Genomic DNA, 22,017 nt, shown 5'->3' on the forward strand with positions numbered 1-22,017 from the left:
AGGATGGGTCCATGGACTCGAGCTCCGAAAGCGGTATGTGCAAGCGCGCCAGGCGGCTTCGCAGCGACGCCGAGCAGAACCGCGACCGGATCGTCGAGGCGGCCCGGAAGGTCTACCGGCGCGAAGGGCTCAGCGCCTCCATGGCGGGCATCGCCCGCGCGGCCGGCGTGGGCATCGCGACGCTCTTCCGCCGGTTCCCCACCCGCATGGACCTCATCGCCGCGGTCTTCGAGGACGCCATGCAGCGCAACCGGGACGCCGCGGTCGCCGCCCGGGACGCGGAGAGCGCCTGGGAGGGCTTCAGGGAGTACGTCGAGACCGTGTGCGCACTGCAGGCGGCCAACCGCGGATTCGCGGAGGTCCTCACCATGAACTACGGCACCGCGAAGGTGCTCGAACGCCAGCGCCAGGAGGCGTTCGAGGCGTTCACGCAGCTGATCGGCCGGGCCAAGAAGGAGGGGCGCCTGCGGGAGGACTTCTCCCCCGAGGATCTGCCGATCCTCTTGATGGCCAATGCGGGTGTCCTGGGGACGGTCGGCGACGCGGGGGCGATGGCGTCGAAGCGGCTGGTGGGCCAGATGCTGCGGGCGTTCTCGGAGAGCGGCTCGGAGCCGCTGCCTCCCGCGCCGAGCCCGAAGGAGCTGTTCCGCGGCATGGTGCGCCAGCGCCGGACCGGCGGCGCCTGAGCGCGAGGCGGTGCCATGTGACCGGTGATATGTCACCTACCGCAAGGGAGCACTAGGTTCGATTCGGCCGACTCCAGCGCCCTTCGCCGTTCGGTCCGACTCACGGGATCACGGTTGCCGCCGTGGTCCCGGCGGCCATAGACTGGCGAGGTTTCGCAGCACGCCGCTGCGTCCCGCCCTGCCGCTCGAGAGCTCGGCCCCTGGAAGGAACCGCCCGTGTTCGGCACCGTCGATCTGTGGACTTATGTCGTCGCCACCGTGCTCATCATCCTGCTGCCGGGCCCGAACTCGCTGTACGTCCTGTCGGTGGCCTCGCGGAAGGGGCGGCGGTCGGGGTTCCAGGCCGCGGCGGGCGTGTTCCTCGGCGACTCGGTGCTGATGGTCGCCTCGGCGGCCGGTCTCGCCTCGATGTTCGCCGCTTCGCCGGTGCTGTACAACCTGGTGCGGTGGGCGGGCGTCGCGTACCTGGCGTTCCTGGCGTTCGGACTGCTGCGCGGGGGCTGGAAGACGTGGCGTGCGGCGCGGCGCGGCGATCCGCTCGCTGCGACGACTGCGGAGGCGGGCGCGGCGAATGAGCGGCCGTTCGTGCGGGCGCTCGTGGCGAGCCTCTTGAACCCGAAGGCGATCTTGTTCTTCGTCGCGTTCTTCGTGCAGTTCGTCGACCCGGGCTATGCGTACCCGGTGCTCAGCTACGGCGTGCTCTTCGTGATCCTCCAGGTCTGCTCGATGGTCTACCTCTCGTCCCTCATCCTCGCCGGCGACGGCCTCGCCCAGACCTTCCGCCGCCGCAGGCGCCTCGCCGCAGCCGGCAACGGCTTCGTCGGCGCCGTCATGATCGCCTTCGCCGCGAAACTCGCCACCGGCTGACCGCTAGGGGACGCCGCGCCGCCTCCGCTAGGGCCAGTGCGGCACTTCCTGGCACGGGTGCAGGTCGTCCTCGCCTTTGGCGTGGGAGTTCACCTGCGCCACTTCGGTGCCGAAGACGATGTAGTCGTGGAGTGAGGTCCGGAGCGCGTCGTCGGCCGGCCCGTGGTCCTTGACGGCGCGGTCGAAGAGCTCGATGAAGCGGGCGCGCTGCTCGTCGGTGATGGCGAGTCCGCGGTGGGCGGTGAGGAGGGTGTCGAAGCCGCCGAGTTCGTCGGTGTACCGGGCCGGGCCGCCGAAGACTTCCGCGAGGAAGGCGGTGAGGTGATCGACGTGGTGGGCGGCGCCGGCGCCGAACAGCGGTTGCAGGACCGGGTCGTGGAGCACTGCGCCGTAGAAGGCGTCGACGGTCTCGCGGAGGGTGTCGTCGCCGCCGATCCTCTCGTAGATCGTGGTGTTGCCGTCGCCCATCGGGATGTCCTTCCATCGGGGTGGAGTCCTTGTCCCCCAAGGCCTCTCGAGTCGACTGTAGCCTCACCCCCGCCGCAGGGCTCAAGCGGAATCGCCCCGGGCCGTGCCTCGAGGAGCCGGCACCGGTCGGCCTCGGCCGCCGCCGGTCGATGTTCGCGGAGGTCAGGCGGGCGGGCTTGCAGGGGCGACCTATCCTGGATGCGAAGACGAGGCCGGTGGCGCGTGCGGGTATGCGCCTCCGGCCTCGTCGTGTTCGGGTCCGATCAGGAGTGGTCGAGGCGCGGGAGCACGAGCTCCTTGCCGATCAAGCGGATGGCGGCGTAGATCGGCACCGAGAGGACGATGCCGACGACCCCGAAGAGGGTGCCGCCGACGAGCACGGCGACGATCGCCGCGAGGTTCGACACCTTCACCGCGCTGCGCATGACCGTCGGGTAGATGACCCAGTTCTCCAACTGCTGGTAGGCGACGAAGAAGATCGCCGAGGCCAGGGCTGTCATGGGTGAGACGGCGAGGGCCACGAGGGTGACGACGACGGCGCCGATGGTCGCGCCGATCTGCGGGATGAGGTCGAGCAGGGCGACCAGGAGGGCCAGCAGCGCTGCGTAGGGGATGCCCACGATGGCCATGAAGATCCAGGAGGAGATGCCTGCGAGCGCCCCGATGGCGAGGGCGCCGATGAGGTAGGCGCCGATCTGGCGGAGGATGCCTTCGAGGATCCGCTCGGTCTGCTCGCGCTGGGAGGCGGCGACGAGGCGGATCACGCCTTTGCGGAGCTGGACGTAGGCGGCGAGGATGAAGAGGGTCAGCAGGATCGTGGTGATCGTCCACACCAGACCGCCGAAGAACGAGGCGACCCCGCCCGCGACGCCGCCGAGCGCTTTGGTCATGTTCGCGGCGGTGAGCGCGCCTTCGGCGCGTTCCAGCAGGCCGTCCTGGCCGCCGAAGCTCTCGACGAGCCGGCTGTTCATGAGGGTCTCGTAGTAGCCGGGGGCCCTGTCGACGAACTGGGCGGATTCGCGGACGATCGCGGGGATGATCGCGGCGATGCCGCCGCAGAAGACGATGGCGACGCCGAGGAGCAGGATGGTCATCGCGAGCCAGCGCGGCAGGCCGCGCTTGGTCATCCCGCTGATGATGCGTTCGAGTCCGACCGCGAGGAACACGGCGACGATGAGGGCGGTGATGACGGTGCCGAGTTCCTGGACGGCCCATACGGCGGCGGTGGCGACTGCCAGACCGATGCCGAAGAGGATGCCAGCGGTGAGCGGCGGGGTGTTCGCAAGACTTCTGCGCAGGGGCAATCCGGTTTTCTCAGCCATGTGAGGTTTCTAGCAGACCCCGCCTCAGGCCGGGGTCCGGCACGCGTCCAGTGCCCGCTCGGACTCACTTGCGACGGGCCTGCGAACGGGGCGGCCCCTCGTGCTCGTCCGGGTCGGGCACTGGTGCGGGCGTTCAGGGGCGGGCGGTCGCCCGGCCCCAGGCGCGGTCGCCCAGGAGCGACATCGCCGCCGGGAGCAGGACGCCGCGCACGATCGTCGCGTCGATGAGGATCGCTAGCGCCATGCCGAGGCCGAGCATCTTGTACTCGATGGCCGAGAGGGTCACGAACACCGAGAAGACGCCGGTCATGATGAGCGCGGCGCTGGAGACGACGCCGGCGCTGGCCGCGATGCCGCCGACGATGGCGTCGGGTCCGGCGGCTCCTGCGCGGCGGCGTTCGGTGACGCGGGAGAGCACGAAGATGTGGTAGTCCATGCTCAGTCCGAACAGGATGATGAACATGAACAGCGGGATCCAGCTGACGACGCCGCCGTAGGAGGTGAAGCCGAGGAGGCTTTCGAGGTGGCCGCCTTGGAAGACCCAGGTGAGGGCCCCGCAGGCGGCGCCGATCGAGAGGAGGTTCAGGGCGATCGAGGCGAGCGGGAGGGTCCAGGAGCGGAAGGTGACCGCCAGGAGTGCGAAGGCGAGCAGGAGGATGAAGGCGATCGCCCAGGGGGTGCGGGCGGTGAGCTGCTCGGTGAAGTCGTGCGGGAGCGCGGTCTTGCCGGTGACGGCGGTCCGGGTGCCGGTGGGGCCGAAGGCGTCGGGGAGTGCGTGGTCGCGCAGGTAGGCGAGGGCGGCGTCGGCTTCGGGGCCGGTGGTGTCGCCGGCGAGGGGGACGCGGATGACGACGGCGTCGCCGAGGCTGGTGGTGGTGATGGGTTCGAGGAGGCGACCGTTGCTGGCGGCGGCTTCGTCGTGGAGGTGTGCGATGGCGGTGTCGATGGCGGCGGGGTCGAGGCGTTCGTCGCCGCCGGGGGTGATGACGACGCGGGCGCTGGTGGCCGATCCGGGGAAGTGCTGCTGCATGGTCGTGGCGTTGTCGACGGCGGTGGAGGTGCCGGGCGGGAGGCTGGCGGTGACGGCGGCGTCTTGGAGGCGGATGCCGAGGACGGGGGTGGCGGCGATGAGGAGGAGGACGGCGGCGAGGCCGCCGGTGATGAGGGGGCGGCGGACGACGGCGGCGGCGACGCGACCCCAGAAGCGGGAGGGTTCGGCTTTGATGCGGCGCTTGCCGATCCAGGGAAGGCGGGCGGCGTCGACGCGATGCCGGAGGGTGGCGAGGAGGGCGGGGAGGAAGGTGACGGAGCCGATCACGGCGAGGGCGACGACGAGTGCGGTGCCGAGTGCGAGTCCTTTGAGGACGTCGATGCCGGTGATGAGGAGTCCGGCCATGCAGACGATGACGGTGAGGCCGGAGGCGGCGACGACGTGCCCGGAGGTGCGGGCGGTGGTGTGCAGCGCCGTGTCGGGATCGTGCCCGGCGGCGCGTTCCTCTCTGAAGCGGCGCAGGTAGAACAGCGAGTAGTCGACGCCGACGGCCATGCCGATGAGGAGCACGATCGCGGAGCCGGCGCCGTTGAAGGGGACCCAGTGGCCGAGGAGCGCGAGGAGGCCGAAGGCGCCCGCGACACTGGTGGCGGCGAGGAGGAGCGGGATGCCGGCGGCGCAGAGCGATCCGAAGACGGCCAGGAGGACGAGTACGGTGAGCGGCAGCGAGGTGGTCTCGGCGCGCCGCATGTCGTCCTTGATGCCGGCGTCGACGGCGCCGGAGAGGGTCGCGTCGCCCGCTTGCAGGAGCTCGGTGTCGGGATGCGCGGCTCGCACTGCGGCGACGGCGTCGAGGGCGGCCTGGTAGTTGGCTTCGTATCGAGCGTCGGGGCCGAGGATCGAGAACGTGACGAGGGCGGCGCCGTCGTCGGCGAGCCAGCGGTCGCCGTGGTCGCTGAGCGGGGAGCCGATGTCGCCCACCGCCTCGGGGGCCGCGGCGAGCGCGGTCACGAGGTCGGTGACGGCGTCGTCGGTGTCGGGGCCGGTGATGAGGACGTTCTCGCGGACGGCGTAACCGCCCTCGGCGTCGATGCGCTGCTCGGCGATGCCCGCTTCGCCGGGGTCGGCCGCGCGGGCCTCCTCGCCCAGCGGGATCGCTCCGGAGAGGAGGGCGAGGGCGACGAGCGCGAGCCAGCCGCCGATCGCGATGGCCCGGTGCCGGGCGGACCAGTCGGCGACGGCGGCGACGATGCCGCGGCGGATGTGCGGTGCGGTCCGGGCACGGGGGTCTGCGGTCTTGTCGTGGAGCACGGTCTGCTTTCCTGTTCGGGGGGCGTTCCTGCGGAACTCGCCGCGGCTTTGCGTGCGGCGAGGTGGTGCGTTCCCTCGGGTGGAGGTCGCCGGGTTGCCGCCCGGCGGTGGAGGCCCGGGTACGGGCCGTCGAGTTGCCGCTCGACGGCCCGGATCACTGCCGGGCGAGGTTCTCGATGTCGCGTCCGAGGACGGCGGTACTGCGCGGTGGCGTTGCTACTCGACGACCTTGAGGGTCTGCTCGATCCCCGCGCTGCTCGTCTCGATCCGGGCGATCCGCTCATTGAGGACCGCGAGCTGCTGGGCGAGCTCGGCCTGGTGCTCGTCGGCGCGTTCGGCGAGCTTCTTGTACCGGTCGTCCTGCCTGATCTGCATCTCGGCGCGCTTGATGAACGTCTTGCGCCAGATCAAGGAGAGGACGACGGTGATCAGGAGCGTGAAGAGTCCGACGGTGCCGATGATTTCCTGCCAATCGTAGGGGCTGTCCATGTCAGCGGTCCTTTCTAGAGGGTGAGGCTCGTCGAGGCCCGCTCGACGGTTTCGGGGGTGAGGTGCACCGCGAACGGGACGACCTCGTAGTAGTTCATGGCCTTGCCGTCCTCCGACACTTCGATTGCGGAGGTGACCAGGCCGGATGCTTCCAATTTCTTCAAGTGGACCTGCAGCAGCGCCCGGCTGATGCCGAGGTCCCGCGCCAGCTGGCTCACGTAGTTGCGTCCGCCCGCGAGGGCGGCGACGACGCGCAGCCGGTGCGGGCTGGCGAGCGCCGCCAGGAGCGCGACCAGGTCGTCCCCGGTCGGGATGCCTTCGTCCATACGGCCTCCAATACCTGCCAACAGACATTAGCAGGTGCCTTCGATGCCTTGCATGACATGTGCGGCGGGCACGCGAAAGGGCCGGTGGCAATGCCACCGGCCCCTGCTGCGCGGGTTCACCGCACGGAGGCGAAGCCGTGCTTGAAGAACCGCTGCGTCTGGTGCCGTCGGACCCACGCGACACCCGCGAACAGGGCCAGCAGGATCAGCGGCGTGAGCACCGGGTAGTCGAGGATCGCGACGTTGAAGATGGCGGCCCCCACCATGAGCAGGCTCAGGCCGATAGCGGCGAGGCCCGCGACGCGAGGGATGAGCAGGCCGACGCCGCCGGCGACCTCCAGGCAGCCCACCAGGTACATGAACCAGTCGCCCCAGCCGATCATGTCGAAGCCGACGGCGGCGGACTCCATGCCGAGCAGCTTCGGCGTGGCCGAGGCGCCGATCATGAACAGGCCCAAGAGGATCTGGAACACCCACGTGGTGATGTGCAGGACCTTGCCGGGGGCTGCGGCGGCGGTGGTCGCGAGAACGGTCTCGTCTGCGGTGCGGTCGTAGGTCGTCATGGCGGGGCCTCTTTCAAGGAGTATCGGGTTCTTGCCAGTAGAGACGAGCCCCGCCGTGCGGATTCATCGCGCCGCCCGAAAATCTTCTGCGCCGCCGATCGGACCCCGCGTGTCGGTCCCCGGCGCTAGCGTGGGGGCATGATCGAACGCCAGCAGGTGCAGCGCTACCGCGTCCAGGCACAGCAGCTCGACCGCGAGAGCGGGACGGTCGCCGACACGGCCGCCCTCGACCTCGGCGTGCAGGACACGGGCCCTGACGGGGCGCTCTGGGCCCTCGAGCTGCGCGGCGTCGACACCGCCGGGCTCGGCGCCGCCGCCGAGCACCAGGACCTCGTGTGGCTCTGGACGCTGCGCGGCGCGCCGCACTGCTACCGGCGCGCCGACGCCCCGCAGGTGGCCGCCGCCGTCGCCCCCTGGTCCGAGACCGACGCCGCGAAGCGGATCTTCGACGCCTCCAAGCCCCTCAAGGACGCGGGCATCCCCGTCCTCGACGCGCTCGACGCCGTCGCCGGGCAGATGCGCGCGATTGTCAAGGAGCCCATGGTCAAAGGCGAGATGTCGACGCGCCTGCACGAGGCGATGCCCGAGCCGTACCAGCGGTACTGCCGCTCGTGCGACGCCGTGCACCTCTACGAGATGCCCTTCCGGCTCTCCGCGGTCCGCGCCGGCCTCGAACTCGTGCCCGACACCTCCCCGCCCGTGCTGCAGCCCATGCCCGGCTTCACGGTGGCCGAGGCCTATGAGGACCGCCTCGACCCGGTCCGCGCCTACCTGCACCTGCTCGGCCCCGCCACCCACAAGCAGGTCGCCGAGTACGTGGACGCGCCCGTCCGCGAGGTCAAGGCCCACTGGCCCGCGGACGCCGTCGAAGTCGCGGTCGAAGGCGCCGCCGAAGGCGAGACACGCTGGATGCTCGAGGCCGACCTCGAAGCGCTCCAGGGAGCCGAGGCCTCCGGGACGCGACTGCTCGGCCCCTACGACCTCTACCTCCAGGCCCGCGACCGCGCCACGCTCGTCACCGACCCCGCCAAGGTCAAGGCCCTGTGGCCGGTGCTCGGCAGGCCCGGCGCCGTCCTCGTCGACGGCGGCGTCGCCGGGGTGTGGCGCCCGCGCAAGTCCGGCAAGAAGTTCAACGTCACCGTCGAACCCTGGCGCGATCTCGAAGCGCCCGAACGCAAGGCGATCGAAGTCGAGGCCGAGAAGCTCGCCGCGTTCCGCGGCGTCGCCCTCACCGGCCTCGACTACACCGGATGACCGGTCAGCGGATGCTCGCGGTCAGGTTGTCCACGAACAGCCCGTAGTCGCCGAACGCATCGTCGACCATCGCCGGATCGAGCCCGTAGTGCACCATCGAGTACTCGTGGCCGCGCTGGTCCCGCGGGCGGTTCAGCGACTCCTCCAGGTTCCGCTCGTCGGCGTCCGTCCACTTCAGGTCGAGCTTGTCGAACAGCTCCGGCACGTACTTGAACGGGTCCGCCATCATCGCGTGATAGGCCACGTCCACCGTGGACTCGCGCGGCATCTGGATGCGCTCGCGCCTGGCCCGCTCCACCATCTCGGGGAGGATCTGTAGCCACATCTGCCCGATCTGCCGCGGGTCCACCGATTTCGGGTGGTTGTGCAGGTAGCCGAGGGACTCCGCCATCGAGCACATCGAGCCCATGACCGTGTGCGGGTCCCGGTGCGTCCACACGAACTTCGCATCGGGGAACACGTGGTGGATCGCCGCCGTCTCCCCCAGGCAGTCCGGGTGCTTCAGCATCCACCGCGGCGCCGGGCGCCGGAACTGGAGGATCTGCAGCACGTCGCGCACGAACCGGTAGTCCGGCCGCGCGTCGTACGAGCGCAGGAACTCGACGTACTTCGGCATGGGCGCCATGGTGTTGTGCAGGCGGCTCTGGTTGAGCAGGAAGTAGATCTCCTCCACCCAGTCCGCGCGCACCGGGTGGATGCGCGACCACGACGGGCTCAGCATGAGGATCTGGTCGAGCCGCTTCTGGGTCTGCCGGCGCAGCCTCGCGACCTCGGCCTCCGGCCGCGGCAGCCCGATGTTGTCCATCTCCCACATGTACGGCCCGCGCCCGCCCGGCGCGTTCGCCAGGATCTTGTGGGTCAGCGTGGTCGCCGTGCGGGGCAGCCCGATCACGAACACCGGCGCCTCGATCCGCTCCTCGCGCACCTCCGGATGCTCGGCCTGCAGGCGCCGCACCAGGAACCGGTTGCGGATGCGGGTCTTCACCATGTCCCGCACCGAGAGCCAGCCGACGCCGCTCAGCGACGGGACGTCGGCGATGAACCCGAGGAAGCGGCGCAGGTGCTGCAGCTCCGACTCGTCCTCCGCCGTCAGGGCCACGCCCGCGTTCGCGGAGCGCTGCGCGTCGAGGAGGCGGTCGAAGAAGCGGTACGGGTCGTGACGGGCCCGCGCGGCGGGAGCGGTGAGGGCGTTGACAAGACGCAATCGTGCGGTGGTCCGGCGCATGGAAGGTCCTCTCTGCGTTGGCAATGCACGCCACAGAGCCGCCAGGCCGGGTGACGCCTCCGCAGCGTAGCGCAACCGGGTCGCGATGGCATTTACAGACGTCGATGTTTATCGGTAACCTGTTCGTGCGGTCGCGATGGTTCCGGAAACTCCCGAAACTCTCGGGCTCCGAGCGCGACCGCCTTGCATCCCAAGGAGGACGACATGAGCATCTCGATCCGAACGCGGCTGCGGGCGGTGCGCATCGCACTGCTCGCCGCCGCGCTGGCGGCGACCATGGCGGCAGGGCTCACCGCCCACGCGCAGAACGCGGAGGAGGACGCGGCCACTCCGGCGCAGGCCGAAGCCCTGCCCGCGAACTTCGCCTGGTCCTCCAGCGGGGTCCTCGCGGGCCCGAAGCCGGACTCGGCGCACCCGAACATTGCGGGCTTGAAGGACCCGTCGGTGGTCTTCCACAACGGCCGGTGGCACGTGTTCGCGTCCATCGCGAGCTCGGCCGGGTACAACATGGTGTACTTCAACTTCACCGACTGGTCGCAGGCCGCCAGCGCCACCCACCACTACCTCGACCGGTCCGCGATCGGCACCGGCTACCGGGCCGCACCGCAGGTGTTCTTCTACGAGCCGGACAACCTCTGGTACCTGGTGTACCAGACCGGGAACGCGTCATATTCGACGAACACCGACATCTCGAATCCGAACGGGTGGACGGCGCCGAAGCACTTCTACTCCGGCATGCCGCAGATCATCGAGGACAACATCGGCTCGGGCTACTGGGTCGACATGTGGGTGACCTGCGACGACGTCAACTGCCACCTGTTCTCCTCCGACGACAACGGGCACCTGTACCGGTCGCAGACCTCGCTCGCGAACTTCCCGAACGGCATGAGCGAGCCGGTCATCGCCATGGAGGAGAGCAACAAGTACGACCTGTGGGAGGCCGCGAACGTCTACAAGATCCAAGGCGAGAACCGATACCTGCTGCTGGTCGAGGCGTTCGGCGAGGCGGGGCGGCGCTACTTCCGGTCGTGGACCGCGCCCAGCATCGCCGGCCCCTACACGCCGCTGGCGGCCGACCTCGCCAACCCGTTCGCCGCGCAGTCCAATGTGACCTTCCCCGGCGGGCAGTGGACCCGGGACATCAGCCACGGCGAGATGATCCGGTCCGGGATCGACCAGAAGCTCGAGGTCAGCACCTGCAACATGCGGTACCTCTACCAGGGCATGGACCCCAACTCCAGCGGCGACTACAACAACCTGCCCTGGCGGCTGGGCCTGCTCACGCAGACCAACACGAGTCCCGGCTGCGGGACCGGCGAGACGACACCGCCGCCGACCACGCCCCCTCCGACCACGCCGCCGCCTGCGAGCGGCTGCACGGCGACGCTCACCGTGGTGGGCGACTGGGGATCGGGCTGGCAGGGCCGGGTCGACGTGACCGCCGGGAGCGCGGCGCTGAGCGGCTGGAGTCTCAAGTGGACTTGGCCGGGCTCGCAGCGGGTCAGCTCGTCGTGGAATGCCGACTTGTCGCAGACGGGGGCGACGGTGACCGCCGATGACGTGGGCTGGAACGGCTCCGTCGCGGCCGGGCAGTCGCGGGAGGCCTTCGGGTTCGTCGCCTCGGGGCCGAGCGCGGCACCGCAGGTGACCTGCTCCTCGGCGTAGATGAGGCCGGTGCCCGCTCCCCCGGATCTGGGGAGCGGGCACCGGAGTGCACGGGGGACGGGGGGTCCGGTCCTATCGCGTTCGCCGCGATGGTTTCAAGCTATGGCCCTGCGCGCCGAGCGGCAAGGCATGGGCGACAACGGTTTGGTAAATCAGCTGTTCAGTCGATGCGGCCTGGCCCCATCGGCGGGCGTCCCCGCCGGCCCCTGACCGCGACGATCGCGCCTCGGGGGTTTCGCGGAGAGCAGTCAGGCCCGGGGCTGCCAGCGGAAGAGCCGGGCGGCGAGGAGCGCGGCGGCGACGGCCACAATGGTGGAGAGGACCAGCGGTCGGACCGCGGCCGCGTAGCCGTCGGGCGAACCGTCCCAGGCCAGGCGGGTCAGTTCGGTCAGGCTCGCGCCCGGCACGGCCGCGGCGAGCACCGATCGCGCGCCATCGATCGGAGCCAGGCCGAGGAAGAGGCCGACCATGAACACCAGCGTCGCGGGGATCACGGTGATCTGGGCGGCCTCGGGGCTCTTGGTGAACGAGGCGGTCAGGAAGCCCAGGGCGACCGAGGTGACGGCGCCGTTGGCGAAGGCGAGCACGAGCAGTTCGGGGTGTTCGGGCCCGGCGTTGCCGAGCCAGGCCATGACCGCGAAGACGATGACGGCCTGGACGGCGACGATGAGCACCAGCGGCCCGGCGAGTCCGGCCACGATGGACGCTGTGGAGGCCGGCGAGGACCGCAGCCGCTTCAGGTAGCGCTGCTGGCGGCGGGCGGCGAGGGTCATCGTGATGGGCATGAGCACGCCGAAGAGGAGCAGCATCCCCAGTTGCACGGCGGCGAGCGAACCGCCGGACTCGGACACGGCCCCCAGGTTCGAGCGGCCCACCGCGATCGCCATCGCGATCGGGAGGACGGCGGCGGTCACCAGGACGGTGCGGTTGCGCAGGATCAGCCGGGTCTCGGCGACGGCGAGGGTCAGAGCGGTCATTGGCAGGTCTCCAGTTCAGGGGGGCGTTCAGGAAGCGGGGGCGGTCTCGATTTCGGCGAAGATCTCGTCCAACGTGGCCGGTCCGGCGCGCAGGTCGCCGAGGTCGACACCGGTGCGGGCGGCCCAGTCCAGGAGGCGGTGCAGGTCCGCCTGGAGCTCGGTGGTGCGGATCGTGAGCCGCCCGTCGGACACGGCGGTCCGGCCCGCCAGCACCGGCAGGGCGAGCGGGTCGAACGGCTTGGGGCCCACGGTGATCCGCGCCTCGTGGGACGCGGTGATCTCCTCGACGGTGCCGAAGCGGGCGATGCGGCCCCGGTCCATGATCGCCACGTGGTCGGCGAGTTCGGCCGCTTCGTCCAGGTAGTGGGTGGTCAGCAGCACGGCCGCCCCTCGCTCGGTGAGCTCGCGCAGCAGCGCCCAGGTGCGCCGCCGCGACGCCGGGTCCAGGCCCGTGGTCGGCTCGTCCGCGAACAGCACCGCCGGGTCCGTCGAGAGCGCCATCGCCAGGTCGAGGCGGCGGCGCTCGCCCCCCGAGAGCGCGGCGACGCGCACACCGGCGCGGTGGGCGAGGTCCACGCGTTCGATCAGCTCCTCGCGGGACGGGAGGCGGTGCAGGTCGGTCCACAGGCGCAGCGTCTCGCGCACTGTGAGGTCGTCGGCGAAGCCGGTCTCCTGGCCGATGACGGCGACGCGCCCGGCGAGCTCGCGGCGGTGCCGGTAGGGGTCGCGGCCCTGCACGTGGACCGTGCCCGCGGCGGGGCGGCGCAGCCCGACCGCGGTCTCGACGGTGGTGGTCTTCCCCGCGCCGTTGGTGCCGAGGAGCGCGAAGAGCTCCCCGGGCGCGATGGTGAAGGAGACGCCGTCGACGGCGGTGAAGGAGCCGTAGCGGCAGGCGAGGTCCCGGATCTCGACGGCGGGTTGCGCTTGGTGGGTGATCGCGTTCATGACGTCAATGCTCCCGGTCGCGAAGGGCCGCAGGTAGTGCCGGAACCGCATCGGTCGAGGTGACGGACGTGTGGGGGCGGTCTGACAAATGTCATTCGTGGCCGGGGTGGTTGAATCTCGGGATGCCCCCTGAACCTGAGGCCTCCGCGCTGAATCTGCGCCGGCTGCGCACGTACACGTTCTTCACCGTGATCGGCACCGGCCCCGCGGTGCTGTTCTTGGCCGTGCTGTTCATCGCGGGCTCCGACATGTCCGATATCGACATGGCGCTGGCGGGCGGGGCCGCGACGGTCTCGGTCGTGCTGTGCACGGCGGCCCTCGCCCTCCACTGGCACGGTCAGGGACCGTTGCGCCGCAAGGTCTTCTGGTCGGTGTCACTGGTGATGCTGGTGCTCGGGGCCGCAGCCGAGGCGCGCTCGGGCACGGTCGAAGGCATGTGGGCGGCGCCCGCCGGGATGCTCGTCGCGGAGTTCGCGCTGTGGTTCAGGCCGGGCAGGCGGGCGCGGGCCCTGCTGCTGGCGTGCGTGGCCGTCCTCGCTGCGGTGGTGGTGTTCGCGCAGCTCGGGTGGTTCTCGATCGGGGCGGTCGTCGTGACGGTGCTGATGGTGCCCACGGTGAGTACGGCCGTCGTGTGCCAGTTGTGGCACTACCAGGTGGCGCAGGAGCTCGAGAACGCCCGCGGCCTGGCCGCGGAGCTGGCGGTCGCTGAGGAGCGGCTGCGGTTCGCGGGCGAGCTGCACGACATCCAGGGCGGGAACCTGCAGGCGATCACGTTGAAGGCGCAGGTGGCGCGGCGGCTGGTCACGGTCGATCCCGAGCGCGCCGAAGCCGAGATGCGGGCCGTGGAGGAGCTGGCGCGGGCGGCGCTCAAAGACGCGCGGGAGGTCGTCGGCGGGTACCGGAAGGTCGCCTTGGCCGACGAGATCGATTCGGCTGCAAGGATTCTCGAATCGGCCGGGGTGCAGGCGACGGTGCCCGACGCCGCGCCGTCACTGGACGAGGACACCCAGAAGCTGCTGGGCCTGCTCGTGCGCGAGGCGACGACGAACCTCATCAGGCACGCCGAGCCGACCGCCGCCAACGTGTCCATCGTAGAGGTCGATGCGCAGGTCACGGTGACGGTGACGAACAACGGCGCGCCCTCCCCCACCGGGCACGGCAATGGCCTGACGATGCTCAAGGACCGGTTCACCGAAGCGGGCGGGACCGTCGAGCACGTCCACGACGGCGACCGGTTCATCCTCAAGGGCACCGTGCCGAAAGCGGCGCCGCAGCACCCGCAGGTGCCTCCGCAGCGCCGGGAGGCGAAGCCGCGGCGGGCGGTGCCGGTGCGCCGCATCGCGCCCAAGCGGGTCCGGCGATGATCCGGCTCCTGGTCGCCGACGACGAGACGCTGGTGCGCGAAGCGCTGGCCGTGCTCCTCGGGCTCGAATCCGACATCACCGTGATCGCCCAGGCCGACAACGGGGCCGACGCCGTGGCGCTCGCCGCCTCGCGGCTGCCCGACATCGCCGTGCTCGACCTCGAGATGCCGCCGCAGGACGGCCTCTGGGCCGCGACGCGCATCCGCGAGGCGAACCCCGGCATCAAGGTCATGCTCGTGACCCGGCACGCGCGTCCCGGCGTGCTCCGCCGCGCCCTCGCCGCCGGCGTCTCCGGGTTCGTCCCGAAGACCACCCCGGCCGAGCGGCTCGCGCAGATCATCCGCGACATCGGCCAGGGCCGCCGCTACATCGACCCGGAGATCGCCGCGACGGCCCTCACCGAGGACCGCTCGCCCCTGACCGAACGGGAGCTGGACCTGCTCCGCGCGGCCAGGGGCGGCGGCACGATCGAGGAGATCGCCGCCCAGCTCCACCTCGCCCCCGGCACGGTGCGCAACTACCTGTCGACCGCGATGCGCAAGCTGGACAAGAAGACCCGCCACGCCGCGGCCCAGCACGCCTGGGAGCAGGGCTGGATCTAGCGGCCTAACCCGTGATCGTGAACGACTCGAGGTGGTCGAGCAGCACGAACTGCGAGTCGGGGCTGTACTGGGCGACCACCTCCCCCAGGGCCGCGCCGCCGAAGAGGTCGACGGCAGGTTCCGTCAGCGGCTCCTCGTAGTCGTCCCAGTGGGTCGGGATCACGTACGGCGGGCTGCCGACCGCCGCGAACAGCCGCTCCTCGTAGTCCGGGTAGTTCGGGTTGGCGCCCTGCATGAACAGCACCGTCGGCCGGATGCCCGCGATCTCGCGCTCGTGGAACGACGGCACCGCGTTGAAGTAGAGCGAGACGCCGTCGAAGTCGACCAGGTAGGCGAGGCTGCCGCCTTCCACGAGGTCCTTGACCACCTCGGGCCGGGCCGGGACCTCGCCCGGCCGGGTGCCCGGGAACAGCAGGTTCTTGTGCTTGCCGGTGACGCCGTGCGAGGAGCGGAACACCTCGACCGTGTAGCCCTCGAACTGGTACCGCTCGCCGCCGCACACCAGCGACAGCTGCTCGGCCGGGGTGCCCATGGCGCGCAGCAGGTTCAGGTGCGTCTCGGTGCCGAGCACCGTCGCCCCGGTCTTCTCGGCGACGTACGGGACGTCGGCGATGTGGTCGAAGTGGGCGTGCGTGATGAGGATCGAGTCGGCGGCGCCGATGTGCTCGTCGATCGCCGCCTCGTCGATCGCGATCGGCGTCTCGGGGTCGAACCGGCCCGGCTTGGTCGCCCCCGTGTAGGTGCGGGAGACGTACGGGTCGACGAGCACGGTCGCGCCGTTGCCCGTGACCTCCCAGGCGTTGGTGCCCAGCCAGCGGACGTGGACCTCAGAAGTCATGGCTCTCCAGGTGGTCGATGACGAGGAACTCGGAGTCGGGGCTCGCGGCGGCCACGCGCTCGCGCAGCACCTCCACGTTGTTCGGGTTGCCGCCGGGGACGGCGGGTTCGGTGAGCGGCTTGTCGAAGTCGTCCCAGTGCGTCGCGATCACGTACCGCGGGAAGCCCGTGGCCGCCAGCAGCCGCTCCACGTAGTCGGGCATGTGCTTGCCGCCGGGCTGCACGAACACCGCCGTGGGTCGCAGGTGCGCGATCTCGTGCTCGTGGAAGTTCGCCGAGCCGGCGTTGAAGAACGAGACGCCGCCGAAATCGAGGCAGTAGGTGAGGCTGCCGCCTTCGATCAAGTCCTTGATCTGCTTGGGGCGCTTCGGAACCGCGCCCGGCCGGGTGCCGCCGAACTGGATCTGCTTGTGCTCGCCGCTCGCCGAGTGCGAGGACCGGAACACCTCCACGGTGTAGCCCTCGTCAGCGGCTTCGCCGAACCGGTACAGCTCGCCGCCGAGGACCTGCGAGAACTGGGCCTCCGGGGCGTCCATGGCCCGCAGGAGGTTCAGGTGCGTCTCGGTGCCGAGGACCGTCGCGCCGGTGCGCGAGGCCAGGTACGGGACGTCGGCGATGTGGTCCCAGTGGCCGTGCGTGACGAGGATGGTGTCGGCCTTCGGCAGGTGCTCGTCGATGACGTCCTCGTAGACCTCGATCCTCGTCTCCGGGTCGGCGCCCTCCGGCGTGTACGCGCCGGTCGGGAAGCGGCTCACCCACGGGTCGATGAGCACCGTCGCATACGGGGTGGTGAACTCCCAGGCGTTCGTGCCGAGCCAGCGCAGCCGCACTGCGGGAGCGGCTTCGGACTGCGTGTCCTCTTCTTGTGCGGCGGCGATGCCGCCCGCGGTGGCGGTGGCCGCCAGCGCGACCGCGCCGGTGCCCATGAGCAGGCCGCGGCGGCGGATCGGCGGGGAGTGGTCGTTGGCTGTGGTCATGGGTGGTATTCAAGCCGCCGTGTCCCGTTCCGTCCAATATCGACGCGCCTATGGGCTGATACGCGCGTTGATATCGTTGCCGCGTGGACATCATGCGGCACTTGGAGTGTTTCCTGGCAGTGGGTGAAGAACGTCACTTCGGCCGGGCGGCCGAGCGCCTGGGGATGGAGCAGCCGCCGTTGAGCCAGCGCATCCGGCGGCTGGAGAAGGAGCTCGGCGCGGAGCTGTTCGACCGCGGCGGCGGGCAGGTCCAGCTGACCCCTGCGGGGCATGTGCTCATGCGGGAGGCGCCGGAGCTGCTGCGGGCGCATCAGCGGATGCGGACGCTGGTGCAGCGGGCGGCCGAGACCGACCCGGCGAACCCGCCGCGGCCGTGGTCGTCGATCTACTGATCGGCTGCGAGCGCTTCGGTCAGGGCGAGGGCGGCGCGGCTCATGGCGAGTTCGACTTCGCGGAAGTTGCCGCGCGTGACCTGGGCGAAGACGGCGATGGCGTGGCGGCGGCCGTCGGGCCACTCCCAGACGGCGACCTCGTTGAGCCGGCCCGGGAGTGAGCCGGAGCGGCCGAAGGGCCTGACCTCGCTGGGGGCGAGGCGGGAGAGGCGGCCGCCGGTGAGCTGGCGGCCCATCCAGCGGCGCACGTCGGCGGCGACGGGTGCGGGGCCGTTCCAGATGTGGCGCAGGAACGCGGTCATGTCGGCGGGGGTGGAGGCGTTGGTGCGCATGGGGTCCCAGGCGCTGGTGGCGCGCAGTTCGGCGGTGGTGACCGAGCCGGCCTCGAGGACGTGGGCGAGGGCTTCGAGGTCGGCGATGTCGAGGTCGCGGGCGACCTCTTCGAGGATGGTGCGGGGCGCGCCGAGCAGGCGCGTGTCCTTGAGGCCGAGCCGGGCCGGGAGGCTGCGGAGGGCGCCCGCGCCCATGTGCTTGACGACGAGGTCGGCGGCGGAGTTGTCGGAGACCTCCATCATGAGCGACGCGAGGTCCCAGACCGCGATCTGGGAGTCGTAGCGGAACCCGGCGACGCCGGTGCCGCCGAGCCGGTCGGCGGCGGTGACGCGGATGGGGGCGGCCGGGTCGATGCGGCCCTCTTCGACCTGGCAGCGGAACTCCCAGGCGATGAAGAGCTTGACGACGGACACGAGGATCACGGGGTCGGTCTCGCCGAATCCGGTCCCGCGCCCGTCCGAGATGTCGCGGATATGGGCGCTGACCTTGGCGCCCAGGGGCGTGAAGAAGCGGTCGAGGTCCATGGGGGCTCCTGGTCGGGCGGTCACAGGCCGCGGTCGGGGAGGTCGACGATACCGAGGGCGGCGGCGCCTGCCGCGGCGGCGGCGATGAGCACGAGGAGCGCGGCGGTGCCCCAGCCGACCGGGTGGCCGAGGTTGACGGTCCACTGGTGGCCGCCTGCGCGCTGGTGCACGAGGACGGCCGGGTCGTCGCGGTTGGCGTACACGAAGCCGCCGAGGTGCCAGTGCCGGTCGTCGTCGCGCTGCACGAGGCCGGTGTCCTCGGGCTCGCCGCCGGGCAGGCGGTGCCCGCCGACGCCGACGCGGACCTCGAAGGCCACGGCGGCGGCCGCGGCGGCGGCGAGGGGCGTGAAGATCGCGATGGTCGCCGCGGGTGAGGGCGGCAGGATCTCCCAGAGGCGCAGGGCGATGCCGAGGAGCGTGAGGTTCACGCAGGCGGCGGTGAACAGGAGCAGGTTGGCGAGGGATCGCAGGTAGACGCGGTAGCGGCGGGCGGAGTCGGCGGGGCGGGCGGCGTCGATCTCGGGGCGGGACTTCAGGATCGCGGCGAGCAGCAGCGGCACCGCGAGGGTGAGCGCGGCCTGGGTGAGGACGGGGTTGGCGGCGGCGAGGAAGGTCGCGGGCACGCGCGGTCCGCCGTCGAGGGTCAGGCCGCCGAGGCCGGGGAGCGTGGCCGGGAGCGATCCAGCGCGGGCGGCCCCGATGGCGGCGGTGGCCGCGAGGACGAGCACCGCGGGAATGGTCCAGCGCCAGGGCACGCGTACCGGGTCGGCGCGGAAGCTCAGGTCGGCGGTGACGGCCTGCGCGGTCCCGGCGTACCAGTCGCCGTCGGTCTTCGCGGCCCGCACGCGGCGGCCCGCGAGCGTGTAGGCGGCCGTGTCGGCGAGGACGAGCGCGGTGACCGCGGCGGCGGTGACCGCTTCGGGGTCGAGGAGGAACGCGGCGGGAACGGCGAGCGCGGCGGTGAGGGCGCCGCAGGCGAGCACGGTGCGGGCGAAGCGGTTGCGGGCCTGGAGGATCGCGGGGTCGGCGAGGCGGTCGGGCGGGACGGCGGTGCCGAACGGAATGCCGGGCCGGGCGAGGGCCGGGGCGGACCGGAAGACGGCGGTCACGAGGGCCGCGGTCAGCAGCAGGGTGATGAGCGGGAGGGTCACGGTTCGGTCCTCTCGGCGGCGGTGAACGCGGCGAGCATGCGGTCGGTGCGGGCCAGGACCTCGTCGCGGTCCAGGCCGTGGGCGACGGCCTCGGCGAGCATGATCGTGAGCCGCTCCTGCCAGGCGTCGGCGACGCCGGGCTCGGGCGGGCCGGAGGTGCGGTCGCGGCGGATGACCGCGCCGCTCTTGCGGTTGACGCGGATGAACCCTTCGTGCCGGAGGAGGTCGTACGCCTTGTTGACGGTGTGGAAGTTGACCGCGAGGTCGGCGCCGAGCTGCCGGGTTGAGGGCAGCGGCGTCTCGGCGGTGAGCTCGCCGGTGGCGATGGCGGTGACGATCTGGTCCCTTATCTGCTGATAGATCGGGATCTCGCTGTCCACCGCAAGCGTGATGCGCATCCGTCAAGTCTATCTGATATACATGAACTAGAACAGATAGAAGAGATGGAGTTCAGATGCCCCCGCACCACCGCCTCGAGATCCGGGGCCTCACCAAGCGCTTCGGACCGGTCGAGGCCGTCACCGACCTCACCTTCGACGTCGAACCCGGCCGCGTCACCGGCTTCCTCGGCCCCAACGGCTCCGGCAAGACCACCACTCTCCGGATGCTCCTCGGCCTCGTCGCCTCCGACGCGGGCACCGCCCGCATCGGCGGACGCGACTACCGCGACCTGCCAGAACCGGCGCGCACCGTCGGCGCGGTCCTGGAGGCCTCCAACTTCCACCCCGCCCGCACCGGCCGCGACCACCTGCGGGTCTACGCGGACATGCTCGGCGCACCGGCCGCCCGCGTCGCGGAAGCCTTGGCGCTCACCGGCATCGCATACGCCGCCGACCGACGCGCGGGCGGCTACTCGACCGGCATGCGCCAGCGCCTCAACCTCGCCACCGCGCTCCTCGGCGATCCGCCCGTCCTGATCCTCGACGAGCCCACCAACGGCCTCGACCCCGAAGGGATCGCCTGGCTGCGCGGCCTCCTGCGCGACCTCGCCGCCGAGGGCCGCACGGTCCTCGTCGCGAGCCACGTCCTCTCCGAGGCCGAGCGGCTCGTCGACGACGTCGTCGTCATGCACCGCGGCAGGCTCCTCACCACCGGGCCCCTGACCGAACTGCTCAGCGATGGCACCGGCCTCGAACAGGCCTTCCTCCGACTGACGGGAGCCGCGGCATGAACCGCCTCGTCCGCGCCGAACTGCGCCGCCTCTTCTCGACCCCGCTGTGGCGCTGGGGCCCGCCCGTCGCCGTGCTCTCCGGGGGCGCGCTCACCGCCATGGCCGTGCTCGTCGGCCCCGAGAACTTCGACCCGCCGATGCCCGGGATCGACACCGGTCCGGGTGTGCGGCTGGTCCTCAGCCTGATCGGCCTCACCGTGCTCGCCCCCGCACTGTTCGGGGCGCTCGCGGTGACCTCGGAGTACCGGCACCGCACCATCACCTACACGTTCCTGTTCGCGCCCCGGCGGCACCGGGTCCTCGCCGCGAAACTCGCGGCGTACGCCCTTGCGGGCACCGGGTACGGCCTCATCGTCGCCGGATCGGCGGCGATCGCGCTCTACGGGGCCGCGGCGGCGCGCGGCACCGAGGTCGGGGCCTCCCCGGGGACGGTCGCGGGGATGCTCGCGTGCCTCACGGCGGCGATGACCGCGTACACCGTGATCGGCGTGGGCGTCGGGGCGCTGCTGCGGGACCAGACTGCGGCCCTTGCCGTGCTCGGGGCCTACCTGTACATGGTCGAGCACCTGCTCGTCCTGATTCCGGGGGTGAGCGCGGTGTACCCGTTCCTGCCCGGCGGCGCCACCGCCGCGCTGACCCAGGCGAGCCTTATGGGCGAGGCGTCCATCGAGGTCACCGGCTCGGCCGCGACCCTGCTGCCGCCCGTGCTCGGCGCGGCGGTGCTGCTCGCCTACGCGCTGCTCGCGGCGGCGGCCGCGGTACTGCTGCCCATGCGACGCGACGTCACCTGAAGCGAACGAAGGAGATCGACATGGCCGAACTGGCATGCACGGAAACGCACCTGACCATCCGGCTCACGGGAGCCCGGCGGGCCTTCGGGCGCTGGCGGCCCCTCGTGATCCCGCTGGCGGCGATCACGGCCGTCCGCGCCGACCCCGCCGCGGCCCGGGCTTTCCCGGGCGCACGCTGGGGCAAGGCGACCAACCTTCCCGGCGTCGTCAACACGGGATCGTTCCGGCGGGCCGGAAGCCGCGACTTCTGGGACGTCGCGAATCCCGACGATGCCATCGTGATCGAACTCGAGGGCGCACGGTACGACCGGCTGATCCTCGAAGTGGACGACCCGGAGCGGGCGGTCGCCGAGCTCCGCGCCCGGTCAGCGGTCTAGGTCCCGGTCCGGCGGGTGCCGGCTCGGCTCGGCTCGCGGTGAGGGCAGCTCACTTCGGGCCGGGCCGTCACTATGCTTGGCGATCATGGAAGAGCATCCGCTGGTCCGGGACGTTTATCCCGAACTCGTCGCCGAGCTCGCCCGGCTGCTCGAGGCCCAGGGTGAGCGGTCGTTGGCGACGGCGGTGGCGGACCTGCGCCTGGTCGCCGAGTGCGGGTGCAAGGACGATTACTGCCAGAGCTTCCGCACCGCCGAGCACCCGCCCGGGACGCCGTACGGCCCCGGGCATCGCAACATCCTGCTCAATCCCGAGACCGGCGACCTCGTGCTCGATGTCGTGCACGAGCGGATCGTGTACGTCGAGATCCTTGACCGACCGCCGATGACTCGGCAGGACGGCGCGTAGGCC

At 71.3% G+C, this 22,017-nt stretch carries 24 protein-coding genes and 2 pseudogenes; 12 read left to right on the plus strand and 14 right to left on the minus strand.

What is annotated here, in order from left to right:
* Positions 1–11: 11 nt before the first annotated feature.
* Together AB0I03_RS05215 and leuE are read left to right on the plus strand one after the other, a co-directional pair.
* Complete coding sequence (locus tag AB0I03_RS05215; protein ID WP_360406702.1) at positions 12–686, plus strand: TetR/AcrR family transcriptional regulator; 675 nt, start codon at positions 12–14, stop codon at positions 684–686.
* A 216-nt stretch (positions 687–902) separates the two neighbouring features.
* Positions 903–1,553 carry a leucine efflux protein LeuE gene (leuE, locus tag AB0I03_RS05220; RefSeq protein WP_360406705.1) on the plus strand — a complete coding sequence of 217 codons (651 nt, stop codon included), beginning with the start codon at positions 903–905 and terminating at the stop codon, positions 1,551–1,553.
* A gap of 27 nt (positions 1,554–1,580) precedes the next feature.
* On the opposite strand, the gene AB0I03_RS05225 is transcribed toward leuE, so the two are convergent.
* The 6 genes from AB0I03_RS05225 to AB0I03_RS05250 all read right to left on the minus strand — a co-directional run bounded on the left by AB0I03_RS05225 (position 1,581) and on the right by AB0I03_RS05250 (position 7,023).
* Entirely contained in the window at positions 1,581–2,021 is a 441-nt protein-coding gene (locus AB0I03_RS05225; RefSeq protein WP_360406708.1) for a group II truncated hemoglobin, read from the minus strand.
* Positions 2,022–2,284: 263 nt separating this feature from the next.
* Positions 2,285–3,343: an AI-2E family transporter gene (locus AB0I03_RS05230; protein WP_360406711.1), complete on the minus strand. Its 1,059-nt coding sequence runs from the start codon at positions 3,341–3,343 to the stop codon at positions 2,285–2,287.
* 133 nt (positions 3,344–3,476) lie between these two features.
* A complete protein-coding gene (locus tag AB0I03_RS05235) occupies positions 3,477–5,645 on the minus strand; it encodes an MMPL family transporter (protein ID WP_360406714.1) in 2,169 nt (722 codons plus the stop codon).
* A gap of 216 nt (positions 5,646–5,861) precedes the next feature.
* A complete protein-coding gene (locus AB0I03_RS05240) occupies positions 5,862–6,134 on the minus strand; it encodes a hypothetical protein (RefSeq protein WP_360406717.1) in 273 nt (90 codons plus the stop codon).
* Positions 6,135–6,148: 14 nt separating this feature from the next.
* Positions 6,149–6,460, minus strand: a complete 312-nt coding sequence (locus AB0I03_RS05245; protein WP_360406720.1) for a transcriptional regulator — start codon at positions 6,458–6,460, stop codon at positions 6,149–6,151.
* Positions 6,461–6,576: 116 nt separating this feature from the next.
* A complete protein-coding gene (locus tag AB0I03_RS05250) occupies positions 6,577–7,023 on the minus strand; it encodes a DoxX family protein (RefSeq protein WP_360406723.1) in 447 nt (148 codons plus the stop codon).
* A 138-nt stretch (positions 7,024–7,161) separates the two neighbouring features.
* Between AB0I03_RS05250 and AB0I03_RS05255 the strand changes: the two genes are divergently transcribed.
* Positions 7,162–8,277, plus strand: a complete 1,116-nt coding sequence (locus AB0I03_RS05255; RefSeq protein ID WP_360406726.1) for a winged helix DNA-binding domain-containing protein — start codon at positions 7,162–7,164, stop codon at positions 8,275–8,277.
* Positions 8,278–8,281: 4 nt separating this feature from the next.
* Here the strand turns inward: AB0I03_RS05255 and AB0I03_RS05260 are convergent, their stop codons facing one another.
* Positions 8,282–9,502 (minus strand): sulfotransferase, encoded by a 1,221-nt coding sequence (locus AB0I03_RS05260; RefSeq protein ID WP_360406729.1) that lies wholly within the window; start codon positions 9,500–9,502, stop codon positions 8,282–8,284.
* 339 nt (positions 9,503–9,841) lie between these two features.
* On the opposite strand from AB0I03_RS05260, the pseudogene AB0I03_RS05265 reads away from it, so the two are divergent.
* Together AB0I03_RS05265 and AB0I03_RS05270 are read left to right on the plus strand one after the other, a co-directional pair.
* A pseudogene (locus tag AB0I03_RS05265) lies at positions 9,842–10,801 on the plus strand (non-reducing end alpha-L-arabinofuranosidase family hydrolase); the annotation flags it as partial.
* On the plus strand, positions 10,778–11,167 hold the full coding sequence (locus tag AB0I03_RS05270; protein ID WP_360408089.1) for a cellulose binding domain-containing protein: 390 nt from the start codon (positions 10,778–10,780) through the stop codon (positions 11,165–11,167). The pseudogene AB0I03_RS05265 and the gene AB0I03_RS05270, both read left to right, overlap by 24 nt.
* A gap of 248 nt (positions 11,168–11,415) precedes the next feature.
* Here the strand turns inward: AB0I03_RS05270 and AB0I03_RS05275 are convergent, their stop codons facing one another.
* Together AB0I03_RS05275 and AB0I03_RS05280 are read right to left on the minus strand one after the other, a co-directional pair.
* Positions 11,416–12,144, minus strand: coding sequence for an ABC transporter permease (locus tag AB0I03_RS05275; RefSeq protein ID WP_360406732.1), 729 nt, complete (start codon positions 12,142–12,144; stop codon positions 11,416–11,418).
* Between the two features lie 27 nt (positions 12,145–12,171).
* The gene (locus tag AB0I03_RS05280) at positions 12,172–13,089 is read right to left on the minus strand and encodes an ABC transporter ATP-binding protein (RefSeq protein ID WP_360406735.1); all 918 of its coding nucleotides are present in this window, start codon (positions 13,087–13,089) and stop codon (positions 12,172–12,174) included.
* A gap of 122 nt (positions 13,090–13,211) precedes the next feature.
* On the opposite strand from AB0I03_RS05280, the gene AB0I03_RS05285 reads away from it, so the two are divergent.
* Together AB0I03_RS05285 and AB0I03_RS05290 are read left to right on the plus strand one after the other, a co-directional pair.
* A complete protein-coding gene (locus tag AB0I03_RS05285) occupies positions 13,212–14,453 on the plus strand; it encodes a histidine kinase (RefSeq protein ID WP_360406738.1) in 1,242 nt (413 codons plus the stop codon).
* Positions 14,450–15,055 (plus strand): response regulator transcription factor, encoded by a 606-nt coding sequence (locus AB0I03_RS05290; protein ID WP_360406741.1) that lies wholly within the window; start codon positions 14,450–14,452, stop codon positions 15,053–15,055. The genes AB0I03_RS05285 and AB0I03_RS05290 overlap by 4 nt, the downstream gene beginning before the upstream one ends.
* A 4-nt stretch (positions 15,056–15,059) precedes the next feature.
* Here AB0I03_RS05290 and AB0I03_RS05295 read toward each other — a convergent pair whose 3' ends face one another.
* Both AB0I03_RS05295 and AB0I03_RS05300 read right to left on the minus strand, forming a co-directional pair.
* Positions 15,060–15,893, minus strand: coding sequence for an MBL fold metallo-hydrolase (locus AB0I03_RS05295; protein ID WP_360406744.1), 834 nt, complete (start codon positions 15,891–15,893; stop codon positions 15,060–15,062).
* Positions 15,883–16,869 (minus strand): MBL fold metallo-hydrolase, encoded by a 987-nt coding sequence (locus AB0I03_RS05300; protein ID WP_360406747.1) that lies wholly within the window; start codon positions 16,867–16,869, stop codon positions 15,883–15,885. The genes AB0I03_RS05295 and AB0I03_RS05300 overlap by 11 nt, the downstream gene beginning before the upstream one ends.
* Positions 16,870–16,961: 92 nt before the next feature.
* On the opposite strand from AB0I03_RS05300, the gene AB0I03_RS05305 reads away from it, so the two are divergent.
* Positions 16,962–17,261 (plus strand): LysR family transcriptional regulator, encoded by a 300-nt coding sequence (locus AB0I03_RS05305; RefSeq protein WP_360408092.1) that lies wholly within the window; start codon positions 16,962–16,964, stop codon positions 17,259–17,261.
* Here the strand turns inward: AB0I03_RS05305 and AB0I03_RS05310 are convergent.
* Genes AB0I03_RS05310 through AB0I03_RS05320 form a run of 3 tightly spaced genes read right to left on the minus strand, consistent with a single transcriptional unit; the run spans position 17,255 to position 19,667 of the window.
* Positions 17,255–18,118 carry a serine hydrolase gene (locus AB0I03_RS05310; protein WP_360406750.1) on the minus strand — a complete coding sequence of 288 codons (864 nt, stop codon included), beginning with the start codon at positions 18,116–18,118 and terminating at the stop codon, positions 17,255–17,257. The two genes, AB0I03_RS05305 and AB0I03_RS05310, sit on opposite strands and share 7 nt — an antisense overlap.
* A 20-nt stretch (positions 18,119–18,138) precedes the next feature.
* Entirely contained in the window at positions 18,139–19,269 is a 1,131-nt protein-coding gene (locus AB0I03_RS05315; protein ID WP_360406753.1) for a hypothetical protein, read from the minus strand.
* On the minus strand, positions 19,266–19,667 hold the full coding sequence (locus AB0I03_RS05320) for a GntR family transcriptional regulator (RefSeq protein WP_360406756.1): 402 nt from the start codon (positions 19,665–19,667) through the stop codon (positions 19,266–19,268). Before AB0I03_RS05320 ends, AB0I03_RS05315 begins: the two co-directional genes overlap by 4 nt.
* A gap of 56 nt (positions 19,668–19,723) precedes the next feature.
* On the opposite strand from AB0I03_RS05320, the pseudogene AB0I03_RS05325 reads away from it, so the two are divergent.
* The 4 genes and pseudogenes from AB0I03_RS05325 to AB0I03_RS05340 form a co-directional block, all read left to right on the plus strand.
* Positions 19,724–20,377, plus strand: a pseudogene (locus AB0I03_RS05325) (ATP-binding cassette domain-containing protein); the annotation flags it as partial.
* 59 nt (positions 20,378–20,436) lie between these two features.
* Positions 20,437–21,231: an ABC transporter permease gene (locus AB0I03_RS05330; protein WP_360406759.1), complete on the plus strand. Its 795-nt coding sequence runs from the start codon at positions 20,437–20,439 to the stop codon at positions 21,229–21,231.
* A 20-nt stretch (positions 21,232–21,251) separates the two neighbouring features.
* Positions 21,252–21,608: a hypothetical protein gene (locus AB0I03_RS05335; RefSeq protein ID WP_360406762.1), complete on the plus strand. Its 357-nt coding sequence runs from the start codon at positions 21,252–21,254 to the stop codon at positions 21,606–21,608.
* An 85-nt stretch (positions 21,609–21,693) separates the two neighbouring features.
* Positions 21,694–22,014, plus strand: a complete 321-nt coding sequence (locus AB0I03_RS05340) for a hypothetical protein (RefSeq protein ID WP_360406765.1) — start codon at positions 21,694–21,696, stop codon at positions 22,012–22,014.
* Positions 22,015–22,017 lie beyond the last annotated feature (3 nt).

The organism is Glycomyces sp. NPDC021274, assembly GCF_040641195.1.
Taxonomy (GTDB): Bacteria; Actinomycetota; Actinomycetes; order Mycobacteriales; family Micromonosporaceae; genus Glycomyces.